Annotated in this window: 20 protein-coding genes; 9 read left to right on the forward strand and 11 right to left on the reverse strand. The window is 67.0% G+C overall.

Going from position 1 to position 21,327, the window contains the following annotated elements; translation table 11 throughout:
* Window positions 1–4: 4 nt before the first annotated feature.
* Window positions 5–2,119: a thioredoxin domain-containing protein gene (locus GD627_RS12960; protein ID WP_152272841.1), complete on the forward strand. Its 2,115-nt coding sequence runs from the start codon at window positions 5–7 to the stop codon at window positions 2,117–2,119.
* Window positions 2,120–2,138: 19 nt separating this feature from the next.
* Here the strand turns inward: GD627_RS12960 and trhA are convergent, their stop codons facing one another.
* Window positions 2,139–2,786: a PAQR family membrane homeostasis protein TrhA gene (gene trhA, locus GD627_RS12965; RefSeq protein WP_152273095.1), complete on the reverse strand. Its 648-nt coding sequence runs from the start codon at window positions 2,784–2,786 to the stop codon at window positions 2,139–2,141.
* A gap of 284 nt (window positions 2,787–3,070) precedes the next feature.
* On the opposite strand from trhA, the gene GD627_RS12970 reads away from it, so the two are divergent.
* From GD627_RS12970 to GD627_RS12985, 4 genes are all read left to right on the forward strand, one after another.
* Complete coding sequence (locus GD627_RS12970; RefSeq protein ID WP_152272842.1) at window positions 3,071–3,832, forward strand: isoprenyl transferase; 762 nt, start codon at window positions 3,071–3,073, stop codon at window positions 3,830–3,832.
* Between the two features lie 190 nt (window positions 3,833–4,022).
* On the forward strand, window positions 4,023–5,345 hold the full coding sequence (gene phoH2 / locus GD627_RS12975; RefSeq protein ID WP_246165496.1) for an RNA 5'-3' helicase PhoH2: 1,323 nt from the start codon (window positions 4,023–4,025) through the stop codon (window positions 5,343–5,345).
* A gap of 61 nt (window positions 5,346–5,406) precedes the next feature.
* Entirely contained in the window at window positions 5,407–5,931 is a 525-nt protein-coding gene (locus GD627_RS12980; RefSeq protein WP_152272843.1) for a prepilin peptidase, read from the forward strand.
* A 4-nt stretch (window positions 5,932–5,935) separates the two neighbouring features.
* Complete coding sequence (locus GD627_RS12985; protein WP_152272844.1) at window positions 5,936–6,406, forward strand: NUDIX hydrolase; 471 nt, start codon at window positions 5,936–5,938, stop codon at window positions 6,404–6,406.
* A 76-nt stretch (window positions 6,407–6,482) separates the two neighbouring features.
* Here GD627_RS12985 and GD627_RS12990 read toward each other — a convergent pair whose 3' ends face one another.
* The 5 genes from GD627_RS12990 to GD627_RS13010 all read right to left on the reverse strand — a co-directional run bounded on the left by GD627_RS12990 (window position 6,483) and on the right by GD627_RS13010 (window position 11,774).
* Window positions 6,483–8,183 carry an MDR family MFS transporter gene (locus GD627_RS12990; RefSeq protein WP_152272845.1) on the reverse strand — a complete coding sequence of 567 codons (1,701 nt, stop codon included), beginning with the start codon at window positions 8,181–8,183 and terminating at the stop codon, window positions 6,483–6,485.
* Window positions 8,180–8,848, reverse strand: coding sequence for a TetR/AcrR family transcriptional regulator (locus GD627_RS12995; RefSeq protein WP_194266050.1), 669 nt, complete (start codon window positions 8,846–8,848; stop codon window positions 8,180–8,182). Before GD627_RS12995 ends, GD627_RS12990 begins: the two co-directional genes overlap by 4 nt.
* Before the next feature lie 159 nt (window positions 8,849–9,007).
* Window positions 9,008–10,429, reverse strand: coding sequence for a class II fumarate hydratase (locus tag GD627_RS13000; protein WP_146363660.1), 1,422 nt, complete (start codon window positions 10,427–10,429; stop codon window positions 9,008–9,010).
* Window positions 10,430–10,470: 41 nt separating this feature from the next.
* Window positions 10,471–11,133 carry a carbonic anhydrase gene (locus GD627_RS13005; protein ID WP_246165497.1) on the reverse strand — a complete coding sequence of 221 codons (663 nt, stop codon included), beginning with the start codon at window positions 11,131–11,133 and terminating at the stop codon, window positions 10,471–10,473.
* 47 nt (window positions 11,134–11,180) lie between these two features.
* Window positions 11,181–11,774 (reverse strand): DUF4245 domain-containing protein, encoded by a 594-nt coding sequence (locus tag GD627_RS13010; protein WP_152272847.1) that lies wholly within the window; start codon window positions 11,772–11,774, stop codon window positions 11,181–11,183.
* A gap of 151 nt (window positions 11,775–11,925) precedes the next feature.
* Between GD627_RS13010 and glpX the strand changes: the two genes are divergently transcribed.
* Together glpX and GD627_RS13020 are read left to right on the forward strand one after the other, a co-directional pair.
* Entirely contained in the window at window positions 11,926–12,966 is a 1,041-nt protein-coding gene (gene glpX / locus GD627_RS13015; protein WP_146363656.1) for a class II fructose-bisphosphatase, read from the forward strand.
* 239 nt (window positions 12,967–13,205) lie between these two features.
* The gene (locus GD627_RS13020; protein WP_152272848.1) at window positions 13,206–14,234 is read left to right on the forward strand and encodes a lipid II:glycine glycyltransferase FemX; all 1,029 of its coding nucleotides are present in this window, start codon (window positions 13,206–13,208) and stop codon (window positions 14,232–14,234) included.
* Window positions 14,235–14,237: 3 nt separating this feature from the next.
* Here GD627_RS13020 and manA read toward each other — a convergent pair whose 3' ends face one another.
* Genes manA through GD627_RS13035 form a run of 4 tightly spaced genes read right to left on the reverse strand, consistent with a single transcriptional unit; the run spans window position 14,238 to window position 18,955 of the window.
* A complete protein-coding gene (manA, locus tag GD627_RS13025) occupies window positions 14,238–15,572 on the reverse strand; it encodes a mannose-6-phosphate isomerase, class I (protein ID WP_152272849.1) in 1,335 nt (444 codons plus the stop codon).
* A 48-nt stretch (window positions 15,573–15,620) separates the two neighbouring features.
* Complete coding sequence (locus GD627_RS13030) at window positions 15,621–17,252, reverse strand: LCP family protein (RefSeq protein WP_152272850.1); 1,632 nt, start codon at window positions 17,250–17,252, stop codon at window positions 15,621–15,623.
* A 5-nt stretch (window positions 17,253–17,257) separates the two neighbouring features.
* Window positions 17,258–17,785, reverse strand: coding sequence for a 5-(carboxyamino)imidazole ribonucleotide mutase (gene purE, locus GD627_RS16865; protein ID WP_246165498.1), 528 nt, complete (start codon window positions 17,783–17,785; stop codon window positions 17,258–17,260).
* A 3-nt stretch (window positions 17,786–17,788) separates the two neighbouring features.
* Window positions 17,789–18,955, reverse strand: coding sequence for a 5-(carboxyamino)imidazole ribonucleotide synthase (locus GD627_RS13035; protein ID WP_246165499.1), 1,167 nt, complete (start codon window positions 18,953–18,955; stop codon window positions 17,789–17,791).
* A 192-nt stretch (window positions 18,956–19,147) separates the two neighbouring features.
* Between GD627_RS13035 and GD627_RS13040 the strand changes: the two genes are divergently transcribed.
* Window positions 19,148–19,699, forward strand: a complete 552-nt coding sequence (locus tag GD627_RS13040; protein WP_152272851.1) for a GtrA family protein — start codon at window positions 19,148–19,150, stop codon at window positions 19,697–19,699.
* Here the strand turns inward: GD627_RS13040 and GD627_RS13045 are convergent.
* Entirely contained in the window at window positions 19,677–20,423 is a 747-nt protein-coding gene (locus GD627_RS13045; RefSeq protein WP_152272852.1) for a TIGR03089 family protein, read from the reverse strand. The genes GD627_RS13040 and GD627_RS13045 overlap by 23 nt on opposite strands.
* Window positions 20,424–20,761: 338 nt before the next feature.
* On the opposite strand from GD627_RS13045, the gene GD627_RS16870 reads away from it, so the two are divergent.
* Window positions 20,762–21,307, forward strand: coding sequence for a WhiB family transcriptional regulator (locus tag GD627_RS16870; protein ID WP_146363639.1), 546 nt, complete (start codon window positions 20,762–20,764; stop codon window positions 21,305–21,307).
* The last annotated feature ends 20 nt before the right edge of the window (window positions 21,308–21,327 follow it).

A 21,327-nucleotide genomic window follows, 5' to 3' on the forward strand; every position in this document is an offset into this window, starting at 1 on the left:
ACCCATGGCTGAGAGACTGCGGAACCAGGCCTCGGCCTACCTGCGCCAGCATGCGGACAATCCCGTGGACTGGTGGCCATTCGGTGAGGAAGCCTTCGCCGAGGCGCGGCGTCGGAATGTCCCGGTCTTCATTTCGGTGGGCTATGCCGCCTGCCACTGGTGCCATGTCATGGCGCACGAGTCCTTTGAAGATGCCGGCGTTGCACACTACCTGAATGAGCGCTTCGTCTCGATCAAGGTGGACCGCGAGGAACGCCCCGACGTCGACGCCGTCTACATGGCCGCTACGCAGGCCCTCACCGGTCAGGGCGGCTGGCCGATGAGTGTCTTCACCCTTCCGGACGGCCGCACCTTCTACGCCGGCACGTATTTCCCGCCCCGCCAGCTGCACGGACTTCCTTCCTTCCGGCAGGTGCTGGAAGCGGTCTCCTCCGCCTGGCGGGACCGTCCGGACGAGGTCGAGGCAAGTGCCGCCCAGATTGCGGCGCACCTGGCCTCCGCGCAGGACGGAAACCGACGGCTGATCGGCACCCTGGAGCTCGCCGCCGGGACGCAGCCGCTCTCCGGCGACGTGCTGGAGGCCGCAGTGGGGGCCGTGGCCGAACAGGAAGATTCCCGCTTCGGCGGACTCGGCGAAGCTCCGAAGTTCCCGCCGTCACCCCTGCTGCGGTTCCTGCTGGTCTACGGTGCCGGCGGCCGGCCGGGCGCCGGTGCCGCCGCCGCCATCGCCGGGCGCACCCTGGAAACCATGGCCCGCAGCGGTCTGTATGACCAGCTTGAGGGCGGCTTCGCGCGGTACACCGTGGACCGGGCCTGGGCTGTTCCGCACTTCGAGAAGATGCTGTACGACAATGCCCAGCTGCTGCGCCTCTACGCCCACTGGAGCCGAAGCGCTGCCACCGCGGACCAGCGGCAACTGGCGCTGCGGGTCAGCGCCGACACAGCGCACTGGCTGGCAAAACGGCTGCGCGTGGACGGCGGCGGATTTGCCTCCTCGCTCGACGCCGACACCCTGGTGGGCGGCAAACGCGAGGAAGGGGCCACCTACGTATGGACTCCCGCCGAGCTCCGCACCGTCCTGGCCGGGGCGGGGCTGGATGCCGATCTAGTGCTGTCCCTGCTGGACCTGGACACGGGCCGGATGGAGGACGGGAAGTCCACCCTGCACTTCGGGCGCAGCCTGGAGCCGGAGGAGGAACAGCTCTGGCAGTCCGCCCGGGACGCCCTGCTGGCGGTCCGGGACCGGCGGCCCCAGCCCGAACGTGATGACAAGGTGGTGGCGGGCTGGAACGGCCTGGCGGTAGCGGGTTTGGCCGACGCCGCCCTCGCCCTGGCCGATGCCGGGGATCCGGGGGAGAAGGCCGCGGAACTGCTGGACCTGGCGCGCGACGCCGCCGGATACCTGCTGCGGGTCCATCACCGGGACGGCGTTCTGGTGCGGGTGTCGCACGCGGGCGCCGCGTCCGGGATCGAGGGCCTGCTGGAGGACTATGCCGGTGCAGCCGAGGGCCTGTTTGCCCTCTTCGCCGCCACCGGAGAGGAACAGTGGTACCTGGCCGGCGAGGAACTGGTGCTGGCCGCCGAGCAGCGGTTCATCGTGGACGGCGTCCTGCAGGACAGCGCCGTGCGTACCGACCAGCTTGCGGCCGCACAGGGCGCGCTCTCCGCAGCTGATCCGATGGATGGTCCCGCCCCCAGCGGCACTGCACTTTTCGCCGGGGTGTTGGTGACGTACGCAGCCTATTCCGGGTCCTCGCGGCACCGTGCCCTCGCGGAAGCACTGCTTGCCCACGTGCAGCTGGTGGCGGCACGGGCACCCAGGGCCGGCGGCTGGGCCATGTCCGTTCTGGCGCAGGCACTGGACGGGCCGCGGGAACTGGCCGTCACCGGCAGCGACCGGACCCTGGCCGGGCAGCTGCTCCGGGCCGGACGGGCCGCGGGAGGTCCCGCCGTCGTTGTGGCAGGGGGACCCGGAGGGGAATCAGCCGTTCCGCTGCTGCGCGGCCGCTCCGCGCCGGAGGGCGGAGCCCTGGCCTACCTGTGCCGGGGAATGGTCTGCAGCAGGCCCGTTTCCGATCCGCTGGAGCTGGCGGCGCAGTTCCGGGCGGCGGACGCCTAGCTGCACGCCTGGCTGGACGCTAGCCTGCCGAGCTGACGGCCATCAGGATGGCGATGTAGTGCGCCGCAAACCCGGCCAGTGTGAAGGCGTGGAAGATCTCATGGAAGCCGAACCACTCCACGGAGGGGTTCGGCTTTTTCATGGCATACATCACGGCTCCCGCGATGTACATGGCACCGCCGACGCAGATGAGGACGGCGGCTGTGGGATTGGCTGCGTAGAAGTCCGGAATGTAGAACAGGGACGCGCAGCCCAGCGCGATATAGACCGGGGTGTAGAGCCAGCGCGGTGCATGCAGCCACAGCAGCCGGAACGCGACACCCACCAGTGCCCCGGCCCAGATAATCCAGAGCAGCGTCACGGCACTGTCCCGGGGCAGGAGGGCCCAGGCCAGCGGAGTGTAGGAACCGGCGATCACCAGCATGATGTTGGTGTGGTCCAGCCGCTTCAGGACCACTTTGACCTTCGGCGACCAGTTGCCGCGGTGATAAACGGCGCTGGTGCCGAACAGCAGCACGCCGGTAAAGGCGTAGATTGCCGAGGCGATGCGGGTGCCGGCCGTAGGGGCGAGGGCCACGAGAACGATCCCTGCCGCGAGTGCGAGCGGTGTGGCGCCGGCATGCAGCCAGCCGCGCAGCCGGGGCTTGATTTCCAGCTCTTCGGCCACTGCTTCCACGGCGTTTTCCAGCGGACCGGGCGCGGTCCGCGACTCGGGATCATGCTGGGCGGGAACCCGCGGGGAGGGGACGGAGGATGGTGACGAATCCATAACGGAAATTCTAACTTACGTTAGGGTAACTTACGGTCCGGTATGCGGCCGGCCGCGTGGACCGGCGCACCGATGCAGCGACCTAGCGGTAGCCTAGGAGAAGATTTTTCTACTTTGGGCAGACCCGGGTAGGCCGGGCCTTGGCAGGTCCCGCTCCGGATCCCAGGCACGTGAGGCAAACAATGAAATTCCCCGGTGTTGTCTACGCCTACTATGAGCGTAAGCTGCGGCGGTCCCTTCTTGGAGACCGCATCCCCGAACACATCGGGGTGATGGTGGATGGAAACCGGCGGTGGGCAAAACTGGCCGGTGCACCCACCAGTGACGGGCACCAGGCCGGAGCGGACAAGATTCTGGAGTTCCTGGGGTGGTGCCAGGAACTCGGCGTGCGGATGGTGACCCTCTACATGCTCTCCACCGACAACCTGAACCGTGATGCCGACGAGCTGGAGCCGCTGCTGGACATCATCGGCAACACCCTGGACCGGCTGGGGGAACAGGGCAACCTGCGGATCCAGCCGGTGGGAGCGCTGGAGATCCTTCCCTCGCGGCTGGCCAAACAGCTGACCGAGCTCGGTGAAAGCACCGCCGACGCCGAAGGGCTGCATGTCAACGTCGCCATCGGCTACGGGGGGCGCCGGGAAATCGTGGATGCGGTCAAGGAGCTGCTGCGGGATGCCGAAGCCGAGGGTAAAAACTTTGCGGATGTGGCCAAGGAAATCTGCGACACGAAGATTTCCGAATACCTGTATACGCGCGGCCAGCCGGACCCCGAACTGGTGATCAGGACCTCCGGCGAGCAGCGTCTTTCCGGTTTCCTGATGTGGCAGAGCGCCTACAGCGAGTTCTATTTCTGCGAGGCGCTCTGGCCGGACTTCCGGCGGGTGGACTTCCTGCGCGCGCTGCGTGACTACGCCAGCCGGCAGCGCCGCTTCGGATCCTGACGGAGAATCTCCTGCACCGCCGCGGACCGTGTCCTTCTGCGGCCTCGCTTCCCGCGGGCGTACCTTGGTCCTATCGGCCTGCCGGTGCGGGCCGGGATGTCCCACGGAATCCCGGAAAGCGGGCGGCGGGACACGCAAGGGAATAGATCCAGCGACCGGGGCACCCTGGGGCCCCCGACGGGAGTTCCACGTGGCAGCTGAACAGAAACTGCAGGTACCGGAGCGGGCCAGTTTTGTGCTGGATACCTCGGTGCTGTTGTCCGATCCGCGTGCGATCCTCCGCTTTGCCGAACATGAAGTGATTCTTCCGCTGGTGGTGATCACCGAGCTCGAACGCAAGCGCCAGGATCCGGAGCTGGGTTATTTCGCCCGCAGTGCCCTGCGGCTGCTGGATGACCTGCGGATCCAGCACGGGGGACTGGGGGCGCCTATTCCCCTGGGCACCGGCGGCGGAACGCTGCGCGTGGAGCTGAACCATATCTCCACGGACGTGCTGCCCGCCGGAATCCGGGGCAGCGACAATGACAGCAGGATCCTGGCTGTCGCCAAGAATCTCTCCGACGGCGGCCGGAACGTGACCGTGGTGTCCAAGGACCTGCCGATGCGGGTCAAGGCGTCAGCCATGGGGCTGGCGGCGGATGAATACCGCAGCGAACTGGTCCGGGACAGCGGCTGGACCGGAGTGGCGGAACTGGAAATCTCCGATGCGGACATGGCATTGCTCTATGACTCCCAGCCGGTCCTGATCCCCGAGGCGGCGGAACTCCCGGTCAACACCGGCACGGTGCTGATGGCCGGACGCGCCTCCGCACTCGGGCGTGTGGGGGCCGACAAACGGCTGCGGCTGGTCCGCGGGGACCGCGACGTCTTCGGACTGCACGGCCGCTCGGCGGAGCAGCGGCTGGCCATCGACCTGCTCATGGACCGGGACGTAGGCATCGTTTCCCTGGGCGGACGGGCCGGCACGGGCAAGTCCGCCCTGGCACTGTGTGCCGGGCTGGAAGCGGTACTCGAGCGCAGGGAACACCGCAAGGTGATGGTCTTCCGGCCGCTCTATGCCGTCGGCGGGCAGGAACTTGGCTACCTTCCCGGTACGGAGTCGGAGAAAATGGGGCCCTGGGGCCAGGCCGTCTTTGACACCCTCGAGGCATTGGTATCCGTGGAGGTGGTGGAGGAGGTCCTGGACCGCGGCATGCTCGAGGTGCTGCCCCTGACCCATATCCGGGGCCGTTCCCTCCACGACGCGTTCGTCATTGTGGACGAGGCCCAGTCCCTGGAAAAGAACGTCCTGCTCACCGTCCTGTCCCGGATCGGGCAGAACTCGAAAGTGGTCCTGACCCACGACGTCGCCCAGCGGGACAACCTGCGGGTGGGACGGCATGACGGCGTGGCCGCGGTGGTCGAGACGCTCAAGGGCCACCCGCTGTTCGGGCACGTGACACTCACACGGTCGGAGCGCTCACCCATTGCCGCCCTGGTGACCGAGCTGCTGGAGGAAGGCCAGATCGGCTGAGTTTTCCACAGCCGCATCCGCCTTCCCCTGCATCCGCCGGCCCGGGGCTACGGTGGTGCCCATGGCGGGACTACTGGCGGGCTACTGGGCGCACGGCACGGCGGGGAGCACTGCGGCGGCGGTGCTGCTCGGCCTGGCGCTGGCCTGGTTTGCGGTCCTGGCCCTCCGCCTGGCCGTAAGCGACGTCCGCACCCGGCGGCTGCCCAACGCACTGGTCCTGCCGTCCTATCCCGTGGCCGGCGGACTGCTGGCGGGCGCGGCGTTCAGTGCGGGGGAGCCGGGCCGCGGTGCCGGGGCGGTGCTGGGGGCAGCAGTCCTCTGGTCCGGGTTTTTTGCCCTCCGGCTCCTGAGCCGGGCAGGGCTGGGCTTCGGGGACGTCAAGCTCGCCGGGCTGCTGGGCCTCTACCTGGGTTTCCTCGGACCGGCGCAGGTCCTGGCCGGGACGGTGGCCGCGTTTGTCTTCGGCGGACTCTGGGGGCTGGGACTCATCCTCACGGGCCGCGGTACGGCGTCATCGACCGTGGCATTCGGGCCGTTCCTGCTCCTGGGCGCTGCCGTGGCCATGCTGGCCCCTGGCCTAGAGTAGATCCATGCCTACCCCTGATTTTGTCCTGTCCCTGCGCGAACGGATCGGGCACGATCCCCTCTGGCTTCCCGGTGTCACAGCCGTGGTGTTCAACGCCGAAGGGCAGGTGCTGCTGGGCCGCCGGGCGGACAACGGGAGGTGGGCGCTGATCACCGGAATGCTGGATCCGGGGGAGGAGCCCGGCCCTGGAGCGCTGCGCGAGGTGGAGGAGGAGACGGGAGTTCATGCCGAAATTGTGCATCTCATCCACGTGGGCTCCCACGGACCGGTGACCTTTCCCAACGAGGATGTGTGTTCCTTCCTGAACCTTGCCTTCAGCTGCCGGTATGTCGAGGGAACCGCCCGGGTGAACGACGACGAATCCACCGACGTGGGCTGGTATGACCTGGATGCCCTGCCGACGCTGAGTGAAAGGCACCGCATGCTGATTGATCTGGCCCTGACGGCAGACGGTGTGCCGGCCTTCCAGCGCTGAGCCGTCCGCTGCAGCAAAGGGAAGGGCCGTCCCGCAGCAGCGGGACGGCCCTTCTTCGGATGGAGCAGCGGAGCGGTTACTTCTCCCGGTAGGGGTTGTCCGGAGCCCGCTCGGGGGCCTGCCCGCGTGCCTGCTCCGGTCCCTCGCCCGCGTCCGCGGGCGTGCCGCCTTTGAGGGCAGCCAGGCGTTCGGCCTCCAGCCGGTCCGCCTCGGGGCCGGCGACTGCCTCGCCCCGGGCAACCATGCCCGCGACGTCGGACAGCGGAATCTCCTTCAGGAAGAAGGCCAGAACCAGGGCGATGACCAGGAACGGGATCAGGTACCAGAACACCGGGGCCAGGGAATCCGCATAGGCGGTGACGATGCCGTCCCGGAGGGCATCCGGAAGGGTGTCCAGCACCGACGGCTGCAGGGTAGCCGTCGCCTCGCCCGCGGCCGAGGCGTCGAGCCCGGCACCGGCAAAGGTCTCCTCCAGCTTTTCGGCGAGCCGGGAGGTGAACATGGCGCCGAAAATCGCGACACCCAGGGATGCTCCGACCTCGCGGAAATAGTTGTTGCTCGAGGTTGCGGTGCCGATCTGGTCCACGGGAACGGAGTTCTGGACCACCAGCACCACCACCTGCATGATGAAGCCCAGACCTGCGCCGAACACGAAGAGCTGGGCACAGATGACCCAGACCGGAGTATCGGCGGACAGGGTGGTCATCCAGAGCATGGCGGCGATGACCAGGATGGCACCCGTGATGGGGTACTTCCGGTACCTGCCGGTTTTCGTGATGGCCAGCCCGGAATAGATCGAGGTGCCCATCATGCCCACCATCATCGGCAGCATCAACAGGCCGGAGACGGCGGCGGAGGTGCCGGTGGACATCTGCAGGAACGTGGGAACGAAGGCCAGTGCGGCGAACATGCCCATGCCCAGGGTGAAGCCGATGGCGGTGCTGTTGACGAAGATCGGATTGCGGAACAGGCTCAGCGGAATGATCGGGTCCTCCACGCGGCGCTCGATCATCACGAAGGTGAGGGCAGCCACGAGCATGCCTGCACCGAAGAGCAGCGTCATCGGGTCCGTCCAGCCGTGATCGTCCCGGCCGCCGAAGTCAGTGAAGAAGATCAGGCAGGTGGTGGCGATGGACAGGAAGACAACACCGCCGATATCGATGCGCTTGGAGGCCTTCTTGGTCGGCAGGGTGAGCGTGAAGAAGGCGATCAGGAACGCGATGATGCCGATCGGGATGTTGACGTAGAAGGCCCACTGCCACGTCATATGGTCCACGAAGAAACCGCCCAGCAAGGGGCCGGCCACGGCAGAGAGGCCGAAGATGCCACCCAGCGGACCGAGGTACTTGCCGCGCTGGTCCGCCGGCACGATGTCCGCGATGATGGCCTGCGAGAGGATCATCAGGCCGCCGCCGCCCAGGCCCTGGATGGCGCGGAAGATCACGAAGGCCCAGAAGTCAGTGGCGAAGGCGCAGCCGACGGATGCCAGCGTAAACAGGGCGATGGCGAACAGGAACAGATTCCGGCGGCCCAGCACATCGCCGAACTTCCCGTAGATCGGCATCACGATGGTGGTGGCCAGCAGATACGCCGTGGTGATCCAGGTCTGGTGCTCGACCCCGCCCAGCTCGCCGACGATGGTGGGCATGGCCGTGGAAACAATGGTCTGGTCGAGGCTGGACAGCAGCATGCCGGCGATCAGCGCGGAGAAAATGATCCAGATACGTCTCTGGGTCAGTAAAAGCGGCCCGGAGGCGCTTTTAGCGGTGGTTGTCATTCGGAGTCCTTGGGCGAGGGGCTGGTCAGGGGGGAAGAGGAGGCGATCACTTCGTGCATGGCGTTGACGGCCTCGGTGAGGATGGAACGGTAGGGGCGGGTGTTGCCGGGTGCGAAGAAGGCCGGTCCGGCGCGTTGACCCAGTGCGGTGAACAGTGTCAGTGCGGCTTGTATCCGCGGGTCCCGGGGTGCGAGGCCTTCACGTGCTGAGAGGATGCCGGCGAACGTATCCTCGGCTTCCCGGGACCCGCGAAGGGCCTTTTCCAGGAGGCGGGGCTCGGCGGCGACGGCCAGTTTCAACTGCACCATTTGGTCGCGGGACATGACCATCCGGTCCATCATTTCCGTGGCAAAATCCACGAAGTCGGACAGCAGGGAGTCCGAGACGGTTCCGGGGTCGGAGCCCGCTCCGCGCGCAATGAATTCCCGGGCGAGATCGTCGGGTATTTCATCCGCGGGTGAACCCAGGACGGCGTCCTCCTTGGCCGGGAAGTAGTTGAAGAACGTTCGCCGGGAGATGCCGACGTTCTCGCAGAGTTCCTCCACGGTGTACCCCGAGAAGCCGCGTTCGGCGGTCAGGATGCGGGCCGCGGTAATGATGGCGAGTTTGGTGGCGGTGCGCTTGCGTTCACGCAGCCCGCCGTCTGTCGATGCACTATCGGTCACAAAGTGAAGTTTTGCACCTTGGGGCACAAAGTGCAATGGAAGCCGGTGGTGTCGATATGGAGCAGGGCACCCGGCTCGTCGGCCGGATGCCCTGCTGCCGCCGTCGTGCCGCTTCAGGGGCGGCAGGAGTGCGGTGTTAGTGGCGGGAAGTCAGTCCGACTACGCCTGCGGCGGCTTCGTCATGGACAGGACGTCAAGTGCCTTGTCCAGCTGCTCCACGGTGAGCTCGCCGCGCTCCAGGTAGCCGAGGTCTTCGACGGCCTGGCGGATGGTCTTGCCCTCCTTGACGGAGTACTTGGCGATCTTGGCGGCGTTCTCGTAGCCGATGAACTTGTTCAGCGGGGTCACGATGGAGGGGGAAGCCTCGGCGAGGTAACGTGCCCGCTCCACATTGGCTTCAATGCCGTCGATCATCTTGTCCGCCATCACGCGGGAGGAGTTGGACAGCAGGCGGATGGACTCCAGCAGGTTCGCGGCAATCACCGGGATGCCTACGTTCAGTTCAAAGTAGCCGAAGGTGCCGGCCCAGGCGACGGCGGCGTCGTTGCCCACTACCTGTGCAGCAACCTGCAGGACGGCTTCGGAGATGACCGGGTTGACCTTGCCCGGCATGATCGAGGAGCCCGGCTGCAGATCGGGGATGGCGATTTCGCCCAGGCCGGTGTTGGGGCCGGAGCCCATCCAGCGCAGGTCGTTGGCGATCTTGGAGAAGGAGACGGCGATGGTGCGGAGCATGCCGGAAACCTCGACCAGGGCGTCGCGGTTGGCCTGCGCCTCAAAGTGGTCGCGTGCCTCCGTGAGCGGCAGGCCGGTGTCGGCGGCAAGCAGCTCGATCACGCGCTGCGGGAAGCCGGCCGGGGTGTTGATGCCGGTGCCGACGGCGGTGCCGCCGAGCGGGACCTCGGCCACGCGGGGCAGGGATGCCTGCACGCGTTCGATGCCGTAGCGGACCTGGGCCGCGTAGCCGCCGAACTCCTGGCCCAGGGTGACCGGGGTGGCGTCCATCAGGTGGGTGCGGCCGGACTTGACGACGTCCTTGAATTCCTCGGCCTTGCGCTCCAGGGACACGGCCAGGTGCTCAAGGGCCGGGATGAGGTTGTTCAGCAGTGCCGAGGTGGCTGCCACGTGCACCGAGGTGGGGAAGACGTCGTTGGAGGACTGCGAGGCGTTGACGTGGTCATTCGGGTGAACGGTGGTCTCGCTGCCCGCGTCCTTCAGCGCCCGGGTGGCCAGCTCGGCCAGCACCTCGTTGGTGTTCATGTTCGACGAGGTGCCGGAGCCGGTCTGGAAGATGTCGATCGGGAACTGGTCGTTGTAGGTCCCGCCGGCGACGGCGTCGGCTGCCTTTTCGATGGCCCGGGCGCGCTCTTCGTCGAGCACGCCCAGTTCAGCGTTGGCGGTGGCGGCGGCCTTCTTGATCCGGGCAAGCGCTTCGATGTGCGAGGCTTCCAGCGTGGTGCCGGAAATGGGGAAGTTCTCCACCGCGCGCTGGGTCTGGGCGCGGTAGAGGGCGGAGGCCGGAACCCGGACCTCACCCATGGTGTCGTGTTCGATGCGGTAATCGGGGGTGTCAGAAGTCATGTCCCCCAGCCTAATCTGCGAAGCCGCCGCAGTAGAAACTGCTACTTGGGCAGTGCCGAGCGCAGGACGGCCGGGTGCTCCAGGGCGCCGAAACCGGAAACGAGTTCCGCGTTGCCCTCCGCCAGCCGGTAGGACAGGCCGATTACGGCCACGCGTCCTTCGTCGACTGCCGCGGAAATGAGCCGGGAGCTTTCCACCAGGCGCTCGGCGGTCTGCTTCGTGTGTTCCACCACCATGTCGTTGACCTCGTGCAGGTCCTTGCGCTGTGCCGCCAGCACGGACGGAGTGATCCGTTCCACGAGGGTGCGGACGTATCCGCTGGGCATGTCCCCGGTGTCCACGGTGGCTTTCGCGGCAGTGACGGCGCCGCAGTTGTCGTGGCCCAGCACCACGATGAGGGGAACCCCGAGGGTGCCCACGCTGTACTCCAGGGAGCCGAGCACGGCGTCGTCAATGACCTGTCCTGCCGTGCGGACCACAAAGGCGTCGCCGAGGCCAAGATCGAAGATGATTTCGGCGGCAAGCCGGGAATCCGAGCAGCCGAAGATCACGGCGAACGGGTTCTGCCCCTCCACCAGGGAGCTGCGGCGCGGTGCGTCCTGGTTGGGGTGCCTGGCGGTGCCGGCTACGAAACGTTCATTGCCTTCGCGGAGTTTCTGCCAGGCCTGGTCGGGGGTGATCGTTTTTTCGTTCTCTGTTTCCACGCTACAGAGATTACTCCCTCGGGCGCCGGCCCGTGCGGCGGGCGGCGTCAGTTGCCGCGCAGGTCCCGGACCGCCTGCTCGGCGAGGACATCGAATTCGGCCAGGTCGGCGGAACCGGAGAGCAGGATGGTCTGGCCCTCGATCTCCGTGACCAGGGTTGCCTCTCCGTTGGAGGAATCGCGCAGTTCCCAGGCGACGCCGCCGGCCGGCCGTTCGCCGGCAACCGTGGAGTTGCCGGTGTGCTCGTAGATCCAGGTGGGATTGGCGGCGTTGGTCTGGGTCAGGGAAATGAATTCGGTGTCCGGAGTGAGATATCCCACTTCCCAGTTGGGTACGCCGTCGTTGGTGCCGGCGTTCCAGCGGGCGTAATTGGCGCTCCAGCCGTCCGGAAGCTCCACGGCCAGCGGGCGGTACCCGGCATCACCGGCCGCCTGGTTGGCCGCCGCGGCAACATCAACGTTGCGGGCCTGCATTTTGGGGGCGGGGTTCAGCAGGACCGGTACCAGGCAAAGGGCCAGCGTGAGGCCGGTGGCGATCAGCATGCCCACCACGGTGGCATTGGCCCGTTTGGCCTGCTTGCTGGTCAGGACCGGGGTTACGGGCTGGTCGGTGTGCTGGGGATCCGGCTGCGTTTCACTCACCCTTCCATAATCTCTTATGCGGGCGCGATGTCCTACTCAGGAAAACAGCTGCCGCACCAAATCCATGCCGGGGTGGTGAGACAGAACACGCAGACTATGATCGGACAAAGGCCATCCGCTCCGTTGCGGGTGGTGCAGCTAAATTTCGAAGATGAGGTTTGACGTGTCCAAAGGTGCCCAGTACTCCACACTTTCCCCCGCATTGGCAGTCGGGGACTCCGAGCCGGACCGCAACCTGGCACTGGAGCTCGTCCGTGTTACCGAAGCGGCAGCCATCGCCGGCGGCCACTGGGTGGGCTTCGGCGACAAGAACGCCGCCGACGGCGCTGCCGTGGATGCCATGCGTTCACTCATTTCCACCGTCCACTTCAACGGCGTCGTGGTCATTGGCGAGGGTGAGAAGGACGAAGCGCCCATGCTCTACAACGGTGAGCACGTGGGTGACGGCACCGGCGCCCTGTGCGACGTCGCAGTGGATCCGATTGACGGCACCCGCCTGACGGCACTGGGCATCAACAACGCCCTGGCCGTGCTTGCCGTGGCCGAGCGCGGCACCATGTTCGACCCGTCCGCCGTCTTCTACATGGAGAAACTGGTGACGGGTCCCGAGGCCGCCGACATGGTGGACCTGCGCCTGCCGGTGAAGCAGAACCTGCACCTGATCGCCAAGGCCAAGGGCAAGAAGATCAACCAGCTCAACGTCATGGTGCTGGAGCGCGACCGGCACAAGCCCCTCGTCCAGGAAATCCGCGATGCCGGTGCACGCACCCGGATGCTGATGGACGGCGACGTCGCCGGCGGCATTGCCGCGGCCCGCGAAGGCACCGACGTTGATGCGCTGATGGGCATCGGCGGAACCCCGGAAGGCATCATTACCGCCTGCGCCGTCAAGACGCTCGGCGGCGTCATCCAGGGCCGGCTGTGGCCCACCTCGGATGACGAGAAGCAGAAGGCCATCGACGCCGGCCATGATCTGGACCGTGTCATGTCCACCAATGACCTGGTCTGGAGCGACAACTGCTACTTCGCCGCAACCGGCATCACCGACGGCGACCTGCTGCGCGGCGTGCGCTACAAGAAGGACCGCGTGCTGACCCAGTCCATCGTGATGCGGTCCAAGTCCGGCACCATCCGCGTGGTGGACGGCGAGCACCAGGCCCACAAGTGGGAGTCCTACGCCCGCACGAACTAAGGCCTCGCGGGAAAGAGCCCGCAGCCAACCAGCGAACAGGCCAGGCGGCCGGGGCAACCCGGCCGCCTGGCCTGTTCTGTCCGGCCGCTAGGCCGCAGTGTGCTTGGTGTCCGGGGCCTGTGCCCATAGTCGACCGTAAGAAGACAGGGGCGGAAGCGGGACAGCTCCGCCCAAAACCGCGGGCCGCGGGAGGTGCCGCTTTTTCGAGTGCAGCGGCGGAGCCAAGTAGGCTGGAAGACATGACACTGCGCGTTACCCCCTGCTCCGATGCCGTCTCCTGGAATGAAACCGTCAACCGCTTCCGCGGACATCCGCAGCAGCTGTGGGGCTGGGGAAAGACCAAGGCAGACCACGGCTGGAGGGTGGACCGCGTCCTGGTGAGCGATGAGGCGGGTGCCGTCATCGGATGTGCCCAGGTCCTGCTGCGCTCGCTGCCGTTCCCCTTCCGCGCGCTGGCCTACATTCCCCGCGGACCGCAGGGTGAACCCGGACGCGAACTGGACGTCCTCGACGCCGTCGGCGGTTATGTGAAGAGCACGCATTCCGCCGTGGCCCTGACCATCGAACCGGACTGGGACGCTGACGGGAAGCTCGCCGCAGGGCTGCCCGGCCTCGGCTTCCGGAGCAGCGACAACACCATCCTCATCGGCCGGACACTGATCCTGGACCTGCAGCGCAGCCTCGAGGACCTGTCCGGGGACATGAGCAAAAAACACCGCCAGTACATCCGCAAGTCCGGGCGCGAGGACCTGACCTACCGGCGCGTGACGCGCGCGGAAATCGCCAAGTGCCTGGCCGTGTACAAGCTCACCGCCCAGCGGGCGAACTTCGGCATCCACGAAGATGCCTACTACCTGGATATCTTCGACAACCTGGGTGAGGACTCGCCGGTCTACGCAGCCTTCAAGGGGGACGACGTCGTCGCGTTCCTCTGGCTCTCCACCAGCGATTACACCTCGTTTGAGCTTTACGGGGGCATGACGGAGGAAGGCGAACGGCTGCGGGCGAACTATGCCCTGAAGTGGCACGCCATCTCCGATATGAAGGAGCGCGGCATTACCCGCTATGACTTCAACGGCCTGCTCAATGACGGTGTCTCGAAATTCAAGATGGGCTGGGCGAAACACGAAGACCAGCTCGCCGGCACCTGGGACAAGCCGCTCTCACCGCTGTACCCGGTCTTTTCCACGGCGCTGCCGCTGGCCAAGACAGGAATGCGGAAGGCCCGCGGGGTACTCGCCGCCGTCAAGGGCCGGCTCGGCCGGTAAGGCTCAGGCCCCCGAGGCCCCGAGATCCAGGCGCGGCGCGTCCGGTTCCCCGTCCGGCGCCGTCCCGACGGTCACCGCGAAGGCAAGGGCGCCGTCGTCGTGCTGGGCGGAGTCCGACGCGAGGCGGGCGGTTACCGGGGCGTCCGCTGCAGGAAGGAAAGCGCTCTGCCCGGCCTCCAGCACGAGGCTGCCGGCGGGGGAGACCAGCACAACGGTGCCCCGCACGGCGATGACCACGGCCGGACCGTTCTGCAGCACCGGCATTTCGTCCGGGAGGGTATCTCCGGGGCTGCAGGCAGGCCCCTGAGCGAGTTCCAGGCGCTGGAGCGCGAACTCCTCGAACGGCGGCCGGAACACCTGCTGTCCGGGGCCGGCTTCATCGGCGGTCAGGTACGGGATGCCCAAAGGGCGGAAATCCACGGTTTTCAGCAGCTCGGGTATGTCAACGTGCTTCGGTGTCAGGCCGCCGCGCAGGACGTTGTCGGAGGAAGCCATGACTTCCACGCCCAGGCCGTTCAGGTAGGCGTGGACGTTGCCTGCCGGCAGGTAGACGGCATCGCCGGGCTGCAGGGAGGCGCGGTTGAGCAGCAGTGAGATCAGGACACCGGGATCGCCCGGGTAATAGCCGTTCAGTTCCACCAGGGTGGCCAGTTCGCGGTCGAAGCCTGTGTCGGTGGCGTCTGCCGCGGCTGCGGCCGCGGCTTCCACTGTCGGCCGGACCGGTTCCCCGTCGCTGATGAGGGTGCTGAAGACGGTGCGCAGGCGCTCAGGTGCGGGCCGGCCGGAGGACAGCTCCGCCACGATCCACTCCAGCAGTTCCGGAACCGGCCGCCCGGAAGCGGTAACAGCCGCAGTGACGGTACGGAACAGGTCCGCTGCCTCGGCCGGGTCCCGGAAGCCGCAGAGTGCTTCAAAGGGGGTCAGGGCGAAGATCATCTCCGGCTTATGGTGCTCGTCTTTGTAATTGCGTTCCCGGGCGCCGCGGTCAATGCCTGCTTCCTCTTCCGCCGCGTAGCCTGCCCGTGCCTGCGCGGCCGTGGGGTGGACCTGCAGCGACAGGGGAGAGCCGGCCGCCAGGATCTTCGCCAGGAAGGGCAGCTCCGGGCCGAAGCGGGCGGCGGTGTCCGCCCCCAGCATCCGCCCGGGGTCGGCAGCGATCAGCTCGTCGAGGGTCTCACTGCCGTCCACCGGCGGAACGAGTGACGACGGCGCGCCTGAATGCGCGCCGATCCACAGTTCCGCCTCGGGCTGTCCGGACGGTTCGCGGCCGAACAGCTCGGCGATGGCCGTGGTGGATCCCCACGCATAGGGTCGAAGGGTGTTCCGGAGCAGGTACACGGGCCTCTTTCGGTACTCGGGGATCGGAGGGGACGGGAACTGCGCGGATCAGCCCGGGCTGCACTCGCCGTTGTTGTTCAGGAGGGCGCCGAGGGTGGCGTCATCGGCGATTTCCGCCAGGTACTGCAGGTATTCCACCGTGATTTCGGTTTCCTCTTCCTGCGGGACCTCGGTGATCGGACTGCCGTCGGCAGCTTCGCCGTCACTCTCCGTGCCCGCCTCCGGAACCGCTTCAGGTGCGGGTTCGTCGGCAGGGGCCTCTTCCTCCGCCGGAGCAGGCGCGGGCGCCGGCTCGGCCGGGGCTGCTTCCGTGCCGGAGAGGAACTCCTGTACCCGGGCATGGATCACGTCGAAGTCCGGATAGGTGACGAAGTTGTCTGCCGCCGAGCCGAAGTCCGGCGGACCGATGGTCATGCGCTCCATGGGCTGGCCTTTTGCCTTCAGCGCCAGGTCCACGAAGCCGCCGAGCTGGTCCTGCGGCAGGTCGGTTTCCACGATTTCTTCACCGGCTGAGGCAATTGCCTGGAAGCGGGTGAGGAGGGTTGCGGGGTCCATCTGCTTGATCATGGCCTGCTGGACGCACTGCTGCCGGGCGATCCGGTGGTAATCGGTGACGAACTCACGCGAGCGGGCGTACCAGAGCGCGTGGTAGCCGTCGAGGGTCTGGGTTCCCGGGGCAATCCAGCCGTCGGGCGGGTAGTGCCGGTTGGTGCCGGGGATCTCCCCGGCGGTAATGGGCACCCAGCCGCCGGAATTGATCTTGACGCCTCCCATGGCATCCACCAGCTGCTCAAAGCCGCGCATGTCCACGATCACGTAGGCCTGCACCTCCAGCCCGAGTGTGCCGCTGACGGCGTCCTTCATGGCTTCGGCCCCGGGATCGGCTGATCCGGGATACAGATCGGCGTAGTTCTCGGTCACCGTCTGGTAGAGGCTGTTGATGATGCACTCATCGCCGCAGTTGTAACCGTCGGGATAAATGTCGTGGAGCGGGGAGTCTGTGGGGAACCTGGCGTTCTGGAAGTTGCGGGGGATGCTGAAGGTCACCGGTTGGCCGGTTTTTGCATCCACGCTGATCATCGAGATGCTGTCCGGGCGCAGGCCGGTGCGGTCCTCGCCGGCGTCGCCGCCCATCAGCAGGAAGTTGTAGCGGCCGTCCACGGGATCAAGGGAGGGTCCCGAGGAAAAAATCGAGCCGAAGGTGTTCCGGCTGACGTTGAGCAGGTAGGCCCCGTAGCCGAGGGTGCCGCTGGTGGCAATCATCAGCAGGGCCAGGCAGGCGGCCACCAGGGGCCGCACATTGCGCTGGAGCAGCGGAGGACGGATGATGCGCAGCGTATTCAGGAACAGCAGTCCCCAGCCCACGGCCAGAACCGCCAGGACAATCATGATGAGGAAGGACGCCCAGCCGTGGGTCAGGATGTTGATCAGCAGTGCGCGGTTGGTGACCGCCAGCACGATGGCTGCAATAGCCGCGGCCCAGACCGTGAACGTGACCTTGAGGGCGCGCCTGCCGAGCCTCCGGTTTCCGGCGACCACCTGTGCCGAACCGGGAAGGACCAGCGTCATCAGCAGCAGGATGAAGGCGCGTTTGGTGCGCACCCCGGGGGCGGCGGCTGCGGGATAGCGGACGGGATCGGTGTAGGAACTGCCGGTGGGATCGGAGAGTTGCTGGCTCATGCCGCCTAGTCCGTTCCCAGCGAAGTGCGCAGCGCAGCGCCCTTGGCCATGGCGGACTGGCGCAGCGCGCCGGCAAATTCAATGAGCTGCTGCTGCAGCCGGGCGGCGAGGGGATCGGTACCTGCGGCGAGCATCCGCACGGCCAGCAGTCCGGCGTTGCGGGCGCCTCCGATGGACACCGTAGCCACCGGCACGCCGGCGGGCATCTGGACGATGGAGAGCAGGGAGTCCATGCCGTCCAGGTACTTCAGCGGCACGGGTACACCGATGACCGGAAGGGGCGTCACGGCGGCCAGCATCCCGGGCAGGTGGGCTGCGCCGCCCGCCCCGGCAATGATGACGCGGAGCCCGCGCCGGTGCGCGTCCTGCCCGTACGCCAGCATGTCAGCGGGCATCCGGTGGGCGGAGACGACGTCGGCTTCGTAGGGGATGTCGAATTCGGCAAGGGCAGCGGCGGCAGCGTCCATGACCGGCCAGTCGGAGTCCGAACCCATAACAAGGCCTACCAGTGGCGTGGTAGCACGGTGGGGCATGCTTCAGTTCTCCTTCAGGGGATCGCGGCCGTCACGGATGATGGCTGCTGCCCGGTCCGCGCTGCGTCGGAGGGCGGGGACGTCGTCGGCGGACCCGACGGCGTTAACGTGGCCGATCTTACGGCCCGGACGTACGGATTTACCGTAGGTATGTACCTTGACGGCGGGTTCGGCTGCCAGAGCCGCGGGATAGGCCGCGAACAGGTCGCTGTTTTCCCCGCCCAGGAAGTTTTTCATGACGGCGGCCCCGCCCAGCAGCCCGGTCGCTCCGAGCGGGAGGTCCAGGACCGCACGCAGGTGCTGTTCGAACTGTCCGGTGATGGATCCGTCCATGGTCCAGTGCCCGGAGTTGTGCGGGCGCATCGCCAGTTCATTGATCAGGAATCCTGGGCCCCGTCCGGGGGTCTCGAAGAGTTCAACCGCCATGACGCCGGTGACGCCCAGTTCCCCGGCCAGGTACAGGGCCGCAGCAGCCGCCGCCTCGGCGACGGCGGGGTCAAGGCCCGGCGCCGGCGCCAGGACCTCGTCGCAGACGCCGTTGACCTGGATGGATTCGACCACCGGCCAGGCCCTGCTTTCGCCGCCGGGGGTGCGGGCGACCAGGGCGGACAGTTCGCGGCGGAACGGTACCTTCTCCTCGGCCAGCAGCGGGCCGGTGGCGAACCAGTCGGCACAGTCTGCGGCAGCCGCGGCGTCGGCGATGATGCGGACGCCCTTGCCGTCGTAGCCGCCGCGGGGCGTCTTCAGGACCACCGGCCAGCCGGCGTCGGTGCCGAAGGACACCAGTTCCGCGGTGTCCGCTACCTCGGCCCAGCGGGGATTGGGCAGCCCGAGGCGGTCCACGGCGGCGCGCATGGTGAGTTTGTCCTGGGCATGGACCAGCGCGGCGGGTCCGGGCTGGACGTTGATGCCCTTCTCCACGAGGGCCCGCAGATGCTCACCGGGCACATGTTCATGGTCGAACGTGACAACGTCCACCTGGGCGGCAAAATCCGCCAGTTCGGAGAGGTTCCGGTAGTCGCCCACTGTGGCATTGGCCACGGCCGCCACAGCCGACACATCCGGCCCCTCGGCGAGCACGCGCAGCTCGAATCCTAGTGCGGTGGCCGCCGGGGCCATCATCCGGGCGAGCTGTCCGCCGCCTATCACGCCGATAATTGGGAAATCCACTGCTTAAGCGTACCGAAAAGGGAAACAATCCCCGCCCGGCGGCGCTGGGTTCCTCCGGAGTCCCGGGAAACTCCCATAAAGGAGCTGTAATATCGACTTCTGGCTGCCGTGCGTCCGCGCGGCGGAGACAGGCAGACATTATTCTTTCCGGAGTCTTCCGGAGGTGCTGCCGTTGATCGGCCTCGGAGGGTCATGTTTACATCGCTGTCAGATCGGCTACGGGGCCTGGTGTCCCTTTTTTGGCGCGAGGTTGCCAAGTTCGGCACGGTAGGTGCCCTGGCTTTCGTTGTCGACAACGGCCTCACCCTCTACCTCATGCACGGACCGCTGTCCGGCAGTGAGGTCAAGGCGCGGTTTGTGGGCGCCGTCGTCGCGACCGGGGTCTCCTGGGTGGCCAACCGCTACTGGACGTTCCGCCGGCGCCGCAGCGTGGACAACGTGGGCCGTGAACTGGGTCTGTTCGTTCTCATCAACGGTGTAGGCATCGTCATTTCCACCGGCTTCACGTGGGTTGCCCGCTACCCGATGGGGATCCAGGACAAGAACATGCTCTTCCTGGCCGGTGTGCTGGGGATCGCGGTTGCCACTGTCCTTCGATTCTTCGCCTACCGGTTCTGGGTCTTCAACGCCGAGCTGGACCAGGAACCCGGATTCGAGCAGGACCGCGCGCTGCTCGACGAGCCCGCAGCCCAGCCCGGCCACGCCGACCCGTACAGTACCGCTAAGCCTCCAAGCGCTTCGTAACCCTTTCCGACGCCAGCACCTTCTCGTCCGGCTCGACGTCAGCCCCCGCGAGGACGACGGCGCCGCCGGCGGCCCAGGCGGCAACCGCCCCTTCCAGCACCTGCGGCAGGTCCGTGCCCGTAGCCAGCAGCACTTCGCCCGGGTTCCCGCCGGTTCCGAGCAGCTCCCCGAGGGTTGCATAGGAGACCGTTCCGCGGAGCGTGCGGGCGCGGGTTGCCCCTGCCGCTTCCAGGGCAGTCTGTCCGGCGTCGGGCCGGTCTTCCTCCAGGTAGGTATCTGCGTAGGAGCGCACCTCCGCGGCATAATCGACGACGCCGGCGGGCAGGTCCGCCGGGAATGACAGCTCCAGGGCCCCCAGCGCCACGGCCACGACGGTGCCTGCACCGCCGGCCGCTGCGGCGCCGTCCATTGCCGCGCTCACGGTGACGTCGGCGGGGCCGCTTTCGGCCGGTGACCCGAGGACCACGGTGCAGCCCGTCTGCCAGGCAGCCAGCACCCATACCAGCGTCTTCCAGTGGACCGGAAGGTCCAGCCGCAGGCGCAGGCCCGGCTCGGCGTCGAGTTCGTCAACGAGGAAGTTGGAGGTCTTGGCCACCCAGTTGTCCAGCACCTTCCCGGAAAGCTCAATCCGCTCGCCGCTCCCGCCGTACCAGATCAGCGCGGGGGACGTGGCCTGGCGGGTCCGGAGTCCGGACAACAGGGCGCCGGAGGCAGTCGTGTTCATGGAGAAAATCCCTCTTTCGTTGGTTTCTGCAGGCGGCGGGGGATGCCCCGGCTCCTCGGGCGGGGATGCGCACGGGCCCGGACTTCCGGTTTCGATGAGCCCTGTAAACCTCGTGTGACGTGCGACTCGCCGGGCAAATCGAGAGAATCCCGGGCGTGGCGTTCCCCGCATCCGACGATTGAACTCTATAGGATGCCTGAACAGCTTGACGGGGCCGTATTACACGCGTGTAATTAGGTATCGGATTTGTTCCAGCCACATGGCAGAACCCGCCGGGCCCAGGCTCCGCAGGCTCCACCACACAGCGGCCGCTGGAGCAGCAACACCGGGAGGACTCCATGGGGCAGGCAGAAGAAGCACAGGACAGTACCGCCATTGCCGAGCAGGCTTCGGCCAGTTACGGCTCAAGGGGTGTGCCCGTCGACTGGTATGTGGACCCTGCAGACCCGGCTGCCGCCGAGCGTTACCGCAGGGAAACCGCCGGTTCCCTCGAGGACCAGGCCACCGTGTTCCTCGCCGCCCATGAGGCCCTGGCGGCTGCCCCCGCCGACGATGACCTCATGCTGGATCCGCCCGTCTCCCTGTTCCAGGCTCCGGCCGAGTCTGAAAGCCGGCCGGTCTGGATCGGGCTGCCGGGCCTGGGCCAGGATTACGCCGACGAAGGCGAACTGGGGTGGCAGGCGGACGCCCTCTGCGCCCAGACCGACCCCGAAGCGTTCTTCCCTGAAAAGGGCGGCTCCACCCGGGATGCCAAAAAGGTCTGCGCGGCCTGCAATGTCCGCTCGCAGTGCCTGGAGTATGCGCTGGCCAATGACGAGAGGTTCGGGATCTGGGGCGGACTGTCCGAGCGCGAACGCCGCCGGCTTCGGAAGCAGGCAGTCTAATTCATTCGCAAGTCCATGTC

The organism is Arthrobacter yangruifuii, assembly GCF_009192775.1.
GTDB classification, from domain to species: Bacteria; Actinomycetota; Actinomycetes; order Actinomycetales; family Micrococcaceae; genus Arthrobacter_B; species Arthrobacter_B yangruifuii.